Here is a 10,876-nt window from a genome sequence, read left to right as displayed (position 1 = left end):
CGTCGCGGGCGCTGCTGCGCGCGGAGCGGCCGGGGCCGGCATCTGCTGCGCGCGTACGTTCGGCGAGCCACCGCCGCCGCGCGCCGCATCGGGCTGCGTCATGCGGGGCGTTGCACGCTCGATCCGCGGCGCAGCCGCACGCGGTTCGTCATGGCCGCGGGCCATGACCGGCGGCGTCTGCGGGCGGGCTCGGGTCATCGGCTGCTCGCGCACCGTCGCTCTTGCGCTCTCACGCGTCATCCGCGCGCTCTCTCGCGCCGTCCGCGCGCTCTCGCGTGTCATGCGGTCCTGCACCACCGCGCGTTCGCGCCCTTCGCGTGCGCCACGCGTCGTGATGTCCCTCTCCCGCGTCACGCGTTCCGTCACGCCGGCGCGGCTCCGCTCCGTCACACCGGCCCGCGTCCGTTCCTCGACACGGGCACGCGACCTCTCCTCGACACCGACCCGCGTCCTTGCCTCGGGGAGCGCAGCGTCGCGCGCTGCCGCCGCGCGGCCGATCCGGGCCGCCGAGCGGTCGATCGTCAACCGCGTCGCGACACGCTCATGCGATTGCCAGTAGCCGCCCCAGTGGGCCCGGCGGTGATACCAGGGACGTGCCGCATAGTGGCTCGACCAGTACGAGGTCAGCACGAACGGCACGATGGGGACGTCGATCTCGTCGACATAGTCGGGCAGATAGACGTAGCGGTTGCGGTGGAGATATTGGAGATATCGCGACGACACCCAGCCACGATCGTCCGACCAGCTCACATCGCACCAGGCCTTGCCTCTGAAGCACCCGTGGATGTTGACACGGGCGCCGCCGGGAATGCGGTCGACGGTCGGAAAGCCTTCACCGGGCCCGGCCTTGAGGCTGACCGTGGTGGTCACGATACCCGGCGCCGCGAGTACGGCGGCCGGCATCAGCAGCACGGCTGCTGCAATAAACAATGCTTTTAACTTCATGGCGAATTCCTCCTCATGAGCAGGAACGCCGCAGCGAAACAGGCGTTCCCTGAGGAGTGATAGCGTTAGCCGAAGGATGCAGGCTTCTCGCAGGCGCGAGACGCGGCGCTCCTGTTTGGGATGGGCTCAATCTGCGCAAACTCGCAGCGTGATCTTGGCAGGCGAGCCTCGGAGACCACAAGCATCCCCTTACCCACCCTCCGGCTTGATCCCGGCCGCCTTCATGATCGGCAATAGCCGCGCTTCCTCGCTGTCACGATAAGCCGCGATCTCCTGCGGCGTGGTCGGCCAGGTGGTGGCCCCCAGGTCTGCGTAGCGCTGTTGCAGCCAAGGATCCTTCAGCGCTTTTGCGGTGAGCGCGTTGATCTGCGCGACGAGGTCGGGCGGCATGTTGGCGGGGCCGATCAGCGCGGTCCACGAGGTCATCTCGTAGCCGGGCAACAATTCGGCGAACGCGGGCACGTCGGGAAGCTCCGCGATCCGCTTCTTCGCGGTGACCGCGACGGGCCTGATCGCGCCGGAGCGCACGCTCGGCAATGAGCCTGGAAGATTGTCGAACAGGAGATCGACATTGCCGCCGAGCAGGTCGTTCAGCGCCGGCGCGGCGCCCCTGTAAGGCACGTGGCGGACCTGGACGCCAGCCATGCTGTTCATCATCTCGCCGGAGAGATGCAGCGTGGTGCCGAAGCCGGCGGACGCGTAGGTGTATTTGCCAGGCTCCTTCCTGAACGCCGCGAGCAATTCCTTCAGGTCCGCGGAGAACAGGTCCTTCTTTGCGGACAAAATGTTCGGCAATTGCCACATGCCGGAGATGAAGGTGAAATCCTCGCGCGGCCGATACGGCAGTTTTGCGTAAGAGCCGATCGCGAGCACGTTGGAGGCGATGCCGCCGAGCCCGATCGTGTAGCCATCCGCCGGCGCTTTGGCGATCGCATCCGCGCCAAGCACGCCGCCGGCGCCGGCCTTGTTCTCGACCACGAAAGATTGCCCGGACAGTTCGCTCAGCTTCTGGCAGAGCACGCGCGACAGCGTGTCGGTGGCGCCGCCGGCCGGAAAGCCGTTGACATATTTGACGGGCCGGATCGGCCAGGCCTCCGCGGCGCGGCCCGCCCGCGGCACGAGCCACGGCGCCGCAATGAAAGAACTGGTGAGCGCAAGCGCGCGACGGCGGTCTATCGACAGCGGCATCGGTGTCCTCCCCTTTTCCCAATGGCCGTGCGCAGCGTTGCAGCTTTTTGCTGTTCTCGTCTCCTTCGCTTCCGTCTTCGATCGACGTAACGCGGCGATCTCTGGCGGGAGGTGGGGCGCGTTTCGGCTGACGTCAGCTTATGGGGTGTGCGCGATGCTGCAAAGCCCGGCTGTCGCGACAAAAAGGCCCTCGCCTGCACTCTGGCAGCCCGGATGAGCCACGGGTCGCGCGAACGCGCGCCCGGCGACGAGCGCGATTGCGCTCGCGGAGTGATGACAGGCTCTCGACATCTGGGACCACTCTCACGTCATCCCGCAAGTCGCCTGCGCTCATGCGAGGCTACTCGATGCTATGGGCTCTTGCCCCTTCTGGGACCGAAGCTTTTCCCTTGCTTTACCCGGACATGAACCTACGGTGCGCTTCGCCCGGACAAGGTTTTAGGACGACAATGGACGACGCAATGAACTGCCCGAAATGCAATTCCGAACATGCCTATCAGGATGGCAGCCTGTGGGTTTGCCCGGAATGCGCCCATGAGTGGAGCGCCGCGGCCGGCACCGCCGCAGAGGCCTCGCCTGAGGCGGGCGTACGCGACGCCAACGGCAACGCGCTCTCGGACGGCGACAGCGTCATCGTCATCAAGGACCTCAAGGTGAAGGGGTCGTCGTCGGTCGTCAAAGGCGGCACCAAGGTCAGGAACATCCGCCTGACCGAGGGCGCAGACGGCCACAACATCGCCTGCAAGATCGATGGCATCGGCGCGATGAATCTGAAATCGGAATTCGTGAAGAAGGCGTAAGCCGGATCATCACGAAAAAAGCCCGCGAGGATTTCGCGGGCTTTCTGCTAGCTGAGGCAAGGCGTTCATGCGCAGCGCCAACTCGCGCCTGTCCTTACTGAATGGCGCGGCCGACCGTCGCGGGGCGGCCCTGCGCGGTGGTGATCTTGCTGCGCGGCGTCAGGACACTGACCTGAACGGGCGTAGCGGACGTTGCCAGCGGCGACGCTTCCTGGACATGTTCAGCGCCCAGCGCCTGAACCTGCACGGCCGAAATTGGCAAGCCTGCCTTCTCATAGGCTGGCAGCTCGGCAGCGACGGCGCTTGTGGCAGCCGTGATGGCGAGCACGGCGGTGACCGCGATGGACAGGGAAATCTTCTTCACTTCAGTTCTCCTTAATAACTTGAAATATGGACCTAATATCCATTTTGCTGCATTGCAATAGTCCGTTGCTGCAATGCACACATGCAGTGGCAGGATGTGGAACCGCGCGTTGGTCGCACGAGAAGCCGTGAAGGTTCGCTGGAATTTTGGCTGGGTCCGCAAGCGGCAGATTCGCTAACGCTGGTGCGGCCGCTGCGTCGATATCCGCCTGCGGCTGACGAAAAACTTGTCGGTGGTGTCGGGGCGCGAGCCGTTCGGCCGTCCCTTGTGAAACACAATGGAGATTCCGATGGCCGCTCTGATTCTCACCACCTTCGACTGGGTTCCGGAGCTGCCGCGCCCCTATGGCGTCGAGAGCGTGCCATTCCGCGATCGCAATGCCGAACATTTCGCGCCAGCCCTTCGGCCAGGTGCCGTGGCTGACCGATGGCGACATCTCGATCTTCGAGAGCGGTGCGATCCTGCTGCATCTAGGCAACCGTAGTGACGCGCTGATGCCTGCCGATCCGCGCGGTCACAGCGAAGCGATGGAATGGGTTTTCGCCGCGCTCAATTCGGTCGAGCGAGCCTGCCCTGGTCCATATTGGCGTTCTCGTGAAGGCGCATGCAGATCAGATGGCGCATTTCGCTGCGGCAGACTAAAGCAACTGGCACCTCGCATCCACATTCAACCCGCCGCGGTCTCCAGGCCACGCTTGCCACACTCATATTCCAGCTCCGGGCGCAGCGTGCGCATCCGCGCGGCCAGTCTTCTGCTCCCCGTCTCTTCCGCACGCGCCAACCGGTTGGTAACCGCCACATGGTCCTCATCGCTCTTGTGCTGGTTGAGCTTTGACTGCCCCTCGATCTCTTCGACGACGAGGTCGATGACGCGGATCGAGGCGAGCATGCTCTCGCGCTTGGCGGGCTCCATTTTAGCCAGGTCCCAGGGCTGTTTCGGCAGGCGCGCCTCCGAGACGGCGAGCAGCGCATCGCCATGGCCGCGGTTCTCGTCGTGCGCACGTAAGTGCGCGACGCCAGAGAGATGTACGGCCTCGTAGAGCCAGGTCGACACGTTGTCGCGCGAGGCATACCAGTCGTTGGAGACATAGGCGTCGTCACCGGAGACGATCAGGAGAAAACGCCTGTTGCCGTCGGCGAGCGCCACGAGCGGATTCTTGGCCGTGAGATGGATCTGCACGATCACGCGGTCGTCGCGCCGCAGGACCACGAACGGCACGTGCGAGGCGCACGGGCCACGCTCATCGGCGGCAACGATCGCGCCAAAACCGCGCTCGGCTGCAAATGCGAGCGCACGGTCCTGTTCGATGCGAAACTGGGGTCGAAGGATATGCATGGTCAAGCGCTCGAACGGCTGGAGGATAGAGGGCTCACGCAAGGCTAACCTATTCGGCGAGGGATCACCAACCTGCGCCGGCGCGTTCCAACCGCAAGACAACTGCGATATGAGGCTACGTGATGCCTCATTCGGACCGTCCCGACATCCAGCTTGCCAAACGAGCCCGATATCATGCCCCCGTTAAAACCCCAAGCCACCTACGACGATTTCGCCCGCCTCGACATCCGCATCGGCAAGGTCGTGGACGTGCAGCCGTTTCCGCGCGCGCGCAATCCGTCCCTGAAGGTCGGCGTCGACGTCGGCGCTGACAGGATCATGTGGTCGAGCGCGCAAGTGACGAACTACGAACCGGAGGCACTGCTCGGCTCGCTGGTCGTGTGCGTCTGCAATTTCGCGCCGAAAAACATCGCGGGCTTCACGTCCGAACTCCTGATCCTCGGAGCCAAGGACGCTGCTGGCAACGTGATCGTGCTCGGCCCGCGCAGCGAGGTTGCGATCGGTGAGCCGGTGTTTTGACGCTGCGTACTACGCGGACGTGGAGGATTGAGATTGCGACGGCGTCGGCAGAGAAACAAGCACGGCTTTGTTCTCTATCCGACTCCATTTTGTTCGCAAAGAACGAATCGCATCAGCGCAAATCAGCGCGGGTCAATTCTTAACAACACGTTTGCTTTGTGTTTGCGCGCGGCGGCGAAGAAGTCACGACGAAACCTTCAACCCATTTTTGAGAAAGACTCTCTCCCCGTCATTGCGAGGAAGCGACGAAGCAATCCATCTATCCCCGCGTGGAGAGATGGATTGCTTCACTTCGCTCGCAATGACGGGGAAGCATTAGACCGGATGAGAGTCAGATGCGTAGTGCGGATTAGCGTCAGCTAATCCGCCACGTCGCGTGGTGAAGGGCGGGTTACGCTGCGCCAACCCGCCCTACCCACGCTGCGCTCGCTGTTCAAACGAGCATGCCCTGACGAAGTGCATGCGTCATTAGAGTTCATTCGCCTGAGAATGGGCAAGCAGCGAGTAGCCCGGATGAGCGGAGCGACATCCGGGACAACTCTCACATCGTCCCGGATATCGCTGCGCTCATCCGGGCTACATTCTTTGCTCGGCTTCTCTTCGGCTCACGCCGCCTTGGCGGTCTTCTCCGGCGGCGCGGTTTCCATCGCGCGCATGTAGAGATCGAGCAGGCTTTCGCGCTCGTCGCGCTCGTCCTGGTCCTGCTTGCGCAGCTTGATGATCTCCTTGAGGATCTTGACGTCGAACCCCTCGCCCTTGGCCTCCGAAAACACTTCCTTCTTCTGCTCGTTCAGCTCCTGCAATTCGGTGTCGAGATTCTCGATCCGCTCAACGAAAGAACGGATCCGGCCGCCGGGAATGGTGACGTCAGACATGGTGACTCCCTGTTGAATGAGATCGTGAAAATGACCGCAAACAAATAACCAATGTGTTAACCTCGGCGGGTTCCCCTCTTCGGCAATTCGGTAATCCCCAGAAACATCTCATGAACGTGATTTCCATTCAGTCGCAGGTCGCCTTCGGTCATGTCGGCAACAGCGCCGCGGTGTTTCCAATGCAGATGCACGGCATCGACGTCGTGGCGGTGCCGACCACGCTACTCAGCAACCGGCCGGGCTATCCGACGCTGCGCGGCCGCGTGCTCGATGGGACACTCGTTGGCGATCTCCTGCTTGGCATCGAGGAGCGCGGCGCGGTCGATAGCGCGCAGATGATCCTGTCCGGCTATCTCGGCTCGGCCGACAACGCCAAAGTGGTCGCGGACTTTGTCGCGCGCGCCAAGGCGAAAAATCCCGCGCTGCGCTATTGCTGCGACCCCGTGCTGGGGGATCGCGACCGCGGCCTGTTCGTCCACGCTGAAATACCGCCGCTGGTCCGCGATCTTCTGTGTCCGCTCGCCGACATCATCACGCCCAATCATTTCGAGTTCGAATGGCTATGTGGAAAGAAGGCCGCGACGATCGACCAGGTGCTCAAGGCCGCGCGTGCGTTCATGGCGCGCGGAACGGTCATCGTCACCAGCGCCGAGCTGGCCGACACGCCACCGGGCGAGATCGAGACTCTCGCCGTCGAGCGCGCGAGGTCCTTTCGCGTACGCACACCAAAACTGCCGATCAGCCCGAACGGCACCGGCGATCTGTTCGCCGCACTGCTGGTCGCTGCCCGCCTCCGCGGCGCCGACACGCCGGATGCGCTCAGCCACGCCACCTCCGCCATCTTCGCCGTGCTGGAACGCACCGCGACCAGCGGTGCCGAGGAAATGCGCATCGTCGAAAGCGCGGGGTGGCTGGCTCATCCGACGCGCAAGTTCGAGAGTATCGCGATCGGGCCGTAGGGCGGATTTGGAGAAAAAAATGAGCCGTTTCTGGAGCAGCTTGACCCACGACCTGAAGCCCTATGTGCCGGGCGAGCAGCCCCGCATGGCGGAGTTGGTCAAGCTCAACACCAATGAAAGTCCGTTTGGCCCTTCGCCACGCGCGTTGGGAGCCATTCGCGGCGAGGCGGCCGATACGCTGCGTTTATATCCGGATCCACAGGCCACCGCGCTGCGGGCTACTTTGGCCACCCACCACCACGTACGGCCGGAACAAGTGTTCGTCGGCAATGGCTCGGACGAGGTGCTGGCCCACGCTTTCACCGCGCTGCTCAAGCATGATGCGCCGTTGCTATTCCCTGACATCACCTACAGTTTCTATCCGGTCTATTGCCGCCTGTTCGGCATCGCCTACGAGACCGTCCCGCTCGATCAGGCCATGCAGATTCGCGTGGCCGATTATCTCCGGCCGGCCGGCGCGCTCATCCTGCCCAATCCGAACGCGCCGACGGGAATTGCGCTGTCACGCGCCGAGATCATTACCCTGCTGCAGCAACATCCTGACGCTCCCGTTGTGATCGACGAGGCCTATGTCGATTTCGGCGCCGAGACTGCGATCCCGCTGATTGCCTCCCACCGGAATCTTCTGGTCGTTCAAACCATGTCCAAGTCGCGGGCCCTGGCCGGCTTGCGGGTTGGCTATGCGATCGGCGACGCCGACCTGATCGAGGGGCTCACCCGGGTGAAGGACAGCTTCAACTCCTATCCCCTCGGGCGGCCCGCCCAGGCCGGCGCCATCGCCTCTCTGGAGGACGAAGCCTATTTTCAAGCGAGCCGCGCGCGCGTGATCGAAGGCCGGGAGCGGCTGAATCGCGGACTGATCCGGCTGGGCTTCGAAGTGCTGCCTTCCTCGGCCAACTTCGTCTTCGCGCGGCATCCGGCGCACGAGGGCGCGGCGCTAGCTACTGGGCTGCGCCAACGGGCGGTGATCGTCCGCCATTTTTCCGCTCCGCGCATCGCCGATTATCTGCGGATAAGTGTGGGCACAGACGAGCAAATTGACCGGCTGCTGTCGGCTCTGTCGGACATCCTGGGCAGCCCGTAGAACGGATAAGCGCTACGGCTGTGTCGTCAGCTACTCCACGACGTCGAGCTTGACCTTGGCAACACCCTTGCCCACCATTCCCAGCGCGTCGGCCGCGGAATATGAGACGTCGACAACACGCCCCCGAACATACGGGCCGCGGTCATTGACGCGTACCGTCACCGACTGGCCGCTCGCGACGTTTGTCACGCGTAACTTGGTGCCGAAGGGCAACGTCGGATGCGCGGCGGTCATATCGAGCGTGTTGAACTTTTCGCCGCTCGCGGTCTTCGTTCCCTCGGTGTAGAAGCTGGCAACCCCATGCGAGGCCGTCTTGGCGCCGCCTGTATCCTTGCGCGACGCGAACCGGGCGTGCTTTCTCGCGGCGACCACGCGCCTCTTCATCATGGACGGTGCCGCTCGATCCTGGTCCACCGACGCCTGCCTGACGGCACGAAGTTCGGATTTCTGGGTGACGACCGAGGACTGTGCGCAGGCCGCAAGCGATGCGGCTCCCAGCGCGGCAGCAAGCAGACGTATGAATCTTCCTGCGCGCGCGGCCGTGATCAACGGCGCATCAAATCGAGTACGGCCTGCCCTGACGTCGACGCACGAAGTACCGATGCAGCCAATGGAAGACATGTTGCAATCCCCCGCTCGCGCCCCAGCCCAAGCCGAAAACCAACACGCGGCAATGGCGGGACCGAATACGGGCGGAAACGTGGCCGGACGCGGCCTCCACAGCGCATTCGGATTGAGTGTGATGATTGTGTCACAGAATTTAGTGGTCCCCCGTTGTAGCCCGGATAAGCGAAGCAACATTCGGGGCGGTGTTAGAGTGGTCCCGGATGTCTCGGAGCTTGTCATCACTCCGCGAGCGCAATTGCGCTCGTCGCCGGGCGCGCATTGAGGCGACCTGTCGGCTTATCTTGGCTACAAATGGGAGAAACACATGCAAGTCGCAGTGATCGGCGCCGGCGCAGTCGGATGCTATTATGGCGGACTGCTGCTGAAAGCCGGGCATGACGTAACCTTCATCGGCCGGCAGCCGCATGTCGACGCCATCAATGCGCACGGCCTCTTGCTGGACACCAAGACGTTCAGGGGCCACCTGCCTGCCAAGGCCGCGTCCGACACAACCAACTTCGCCTCGCCCGATCTGGTGCTGGTATGCGTGAAGTCGGCCGATACCGAGCAGGCCGGCGCCTCCCTCGCCGGGCGCCTGCGGCCGCAAACATCCGTGCTCAGCCTGCAAAACGGCGTCGACAATGCACAGCGTCTTTCCGCCGTCACCGGCCACGCCGTCATTCCCGTCGTCGTCTATGTCGGCAGTGAGATGGCCGGGCCCGGCCATGTCAGGCATCACGGCGGCGGCGACCTCGCCATCGGCCCCTCTGCCGCAAGCGAAGCGCTGGCGCAAATTTTTCAGGCCGCCGGCGTCAACATCACGATCGCCGACGACATCGACAAGACACTTTGGAGCAAGCTGATCATCAACTGCGCCTTCAACGCGCTGTCCGCCGTGGCCGGCATTTCTTACGGGCCGATGCTGGAAGTCGAAGGCACGCGCGATGTCGTCACGCGCGCAGTGCAGGAAGCAACCTCCGTCGCCCGCGCCAGTGGTGTCTCGATTCCCGACGATCTCCTCGCGCACATCCTGAACATCCCCACCTTGATGCCGAACCAGATGTCGTCCACCGCGCAGGATCTTGCGCGCGGCAAGCCCAGCGAGATCGACTTTCTCAACGGTCATGTGGTGCGCAAGGGCGTCGAGCTCGGCATTGCGACACCGACCAATCAGGCCCTGCAGCTGATGGTGAAGCTCGCCGAGCGCGCTAAGCAACGACGTAAGACGGATTAGCGTTCGCGTAATCCGCCATGCTTCGCGGTCGGTAACGGTGGGTTACGCGGAGCCCTATCATCACTCCGCGAGCGCAATTGCGCTCGTCGTGGGCCGCGCGTCGCGCGGACCCGTTGGCTGACCCGCCCTACGGCATCGCCGCTTCCGCTTACGCGGTTCGCTTTTCAAGGATCTTGCGGAAATCCGTCGCCAGGCTCGTGTAATAGCCGGCAAGCCCCTCGTAAAAGGCCTGCTGCGCCTTGTCCTTGGCCTCCTTGGCCATGGCCTCGCACTTGCCGGCCTTGATCTCCCACTTCTCTACCTTGGTCTGAAGTTCAGCTACTACCATGGTCGTTACTCCCCGCCACACACACGCTCACGATGCTATCCCCACACACGTCGAAAAGATGACCACCTTGCGGAGATTTCGCAGCGTTGCCGTGAGCAAGCGATGGCGACGCCAGCGCCCTATCGCGCCGGCACCGGCGCGGGCGGGCGCATCGACGACCGCGACGCGCCTGTCGAGGCCGGCTTCGCCGCGACGCGCTTGGCGCTGTCAATGGATCCCAGATAGGACGACAGCGCCCAGGCCGAGCTGGAGCCGCTCACATAGTGCTTTTGCAGGAACAGATACAGCGAGAGCCGAAAGCGGCCCTTGGCAAGCCCGCGCGGGCTGCGGTGGCAGGAGGCGCAGCCTTCGGCAAACAGTTTTGCCGGCGGTTTACCCTGATCGAGATTCTGTGCGCCGGCCGGCGAGCCGAAGAGCGTGGCCGCGAGCGCAACAACAAACAGACCGCAGCGCGCTTTCGTTGGCGACATCGATTCGTAATCCGTGCAGGGGAGCATGAGCGAGCCGCCTGTGGCGGCCCGACAAAGGCGGAAGATGGCAGGCAAAGCGCAATCTGCTGTCCAGCCGTGGCGAAAAGTGGGTGCGTTTTCGCCAACATTGCGCTCCATTCGCGGCACGGCGCGGATGCCGACGGACAT

13 protein-coding genes and 1 pseudogene are annotated in these 10,876 nt (G+C 63.5%); 6 read left to right on the top strand and 8 right to left on the bottom strand.

From position 1 onward, the window contains the following. Both AC0QUY_RS36385 and AC0QUY_RS36380 read right to left on the bottom strand, forming a co-directional pair. On the bottom strand, positions 1 to 945 hold a 945-nt coding region (locus tag AC0QUY_RS36385; protein WP_475390841.1), incomplete at its 3' end, for an SH3 domain-containing protein. Positions 946 to 1,134: 189 nt separating this feature from the next. Then, the gene (locus AC0QUY_RS36380) at positions 1,135 to 2,133 is read right to left on the bottom strand and encodes a Bug family tripartite tricarboxylate transporter substrate binding protein (RefSeq protein ID WP_161854338.1); all 999 of its coding nucleotides are present in this window, start codon (positions 2,131 to 2,133) and stop codon (positions 1,135 to 1,137) included. 449 nt (positions 2,134 to 2,582) lie between these two features. Between AC0QUY_RS36380 and AC0QUY_RS36375 the strand changes: the two genes are divergently transcribed. Beyond that, positions 2,583 to 2,933, top strand: a complete 351-nt coding sequence (locus AC0QUY_RS36375) for a zinc ribbon domain-containing protein YjdM (RefSeq protein ID WP_161854337.1) — start codon at positions 2,583 to 2,585, stop codon at positions 2,931 to 2,933. A 94-nt stretch (positions 2,934 to 3,027) separates the two neighbouring features. On the opposite strand, the gene AC0QUY_RS36370 is transcribed toward AC0QUY_RS36375, so the two are convergent. Beyond that, the gene (locus tag AC0QUY_RS36370; protein ID WP_475390839.1) at positions 3,028 to 3,297 is read right to left on the bottom strand and encodes a hypothetical protein; all 270 of its coding nucleotides are present in this window, start codon (positions 3,295 to 3,297) and stop codon (positions 3,028 to 3,030) included. A 289-nt stretch (positions 3,298 to 3,586) separates the two neighbouring features. On the opposite strand from AC0QUY_RS36370, the pseudogene AC0QUY_RS36365 reads away from it, so the two are divergent. Then, positions 3,587 to 3,892, top strand: a pseudogene (locus AC0QUY_RS36365) (glutathione S-transferase family protein); the annotation flags it as partial. 72 nt (positions 3,893 to 3,964) lie between these two features. Here the strand turns inward: AC0QUY_RS36365 and AC0QUY_RS36360 are convergent. Beyond that, on the bottom strand, positions 3,965 to 4,633 hold the full coding sequence (locus AC0QUY_RS36360; protein ID WP_475390837.1) for an FMN-binding negative transcriptional regulator: 669 nt from the start codon (positions 4,631 to 4,633) through the stop codon (positions 3,965 to 3,967). Positions 4,634 to 4,807: 174 nt separating this feature from the next. On the opposite strand from AC0QUY_RS36360, the gene AC0QUY_RS36355 reads away from it, so the two are divergent. Then, entirely contained in the window at positions 4,808 to 5,152 is a 345-nt protein-coding gene (locus AC0QUY_RS36355) for a tRNA-binding protein (RefSeq protein WP_161854334.1), read from the top strand. A 605-nt stretch (positions 5,153 to 5,757) separates the two neighbouring features. On the opposite strand, the gene AC0QUY_RS36350 is transcribed toward AC0QUY_RS36355, so the two are convergent. Beyond that, positions 5,758 to 6,027 (bottom strand): DUF2312 domain-containing protein, encoded by a 270-nt coding sequence (locus AC0QUY_RS36350; protein WP_161854333.1) that lies wholly within the window; start codon positions 6,025 to 6,027, stop codon positions 5,758 to 5,760. A gap of 110 nt (positions 6,028 to 6,137) precedes the next feature. On the opposite strand from AC0QUY_RS36350, the gene pdxY reads away from it, so the two are divergent. Beyond that, complete coding sequence (gene pdxY, locus AC0QUY_RS36345; protein WP_475390835.1) at positions 6,138 to 6,986, top strand: pyridoxal kinase PdxY; 849 nt, start codon at positions 6,138 to 6,140, stop codon at positions 6,984 to 6,986. 19 nt (positions 6,987 to 7,005) lie between these two features. Then, positions 7,006 to 8,070, top strand: coding sequence for a histidinol-phosphate transaminase (gene hisC, locus AC0QUY_RS36340; RefSeq protein ID WP_475390833.1), 1,065 nt, complete (start codon positions 7,006 to 7,008; stop codon positions 8,068 to 8,070). 30 nt (positions 8,071 to 8,100) lie between these two features. On the opposite strand, the gene AC0QUY_RS36335 is transcribed toward hisC, so the two are convergent. Continuing rightward, entirely contained in the window at positions 8,101 to 8,691 is a 591-nt protein-coding gene (locus tag AC0QUY_RS36335) for a septal ring lytic transglycosylase RlpA family protein (protein ID WP_475390831.1), read from the bottom strand. 310 nt (positions 8,692 to 9,001) lie between these two features. Here AC0QUY_RS36335 and AC0QUY_RS36330 point away from each other — a divergent pair, with 310 nt between their 5' ends. Beyond that, entirely contained in the window at positions 9,002 to 9,910 is a 909-nt protein-coding gene (locus AC0QUY_RS36330; protein WP_475390829.1) for a ketopantoate reductase family protein, read from the top strand. A 148-nt stretch (positions 9,911 to 10,058) separates the two neighbouring features. On the opposite strand, the gene AC0QUY_RS36325 is transcribed toward AC0QUY_RS36330, so the two are convergent. Further along, a complete protein-coding gene (locus AC0QUY_RS36325) occupies positions 10,059 to 10,238 on the bottom strand; it encodes a hypothetical protein (RefSeq protein ID WP_161854328.1) in 180 nt (59 codons plus the stop codon). Between the two features lie 119 nt (positions 10,239 to 10,357). Further along, positions 10,358 to 10,876 carry a hypothetical protein gene (locus tag AC0QUY_RS36320; RefSeq protein WP_475390826.1) on the bottom strand — a complete coding sequence of 173 codons (519 nt, stop codon included), beginning with the start codon at positions 10,874 to 10,876 and terminating at the stop codon, positions 10,358 to 10,360.

It is taken from the genome of Bradyrhizobium sp. WYCCWR15520, from assembly GCF_056174665.1.
The sequence above is the reverse complement of the archived record's forward strand: the minus strand, read 5'-3'. Positions and strand labels throughout refer to the sequence as shown.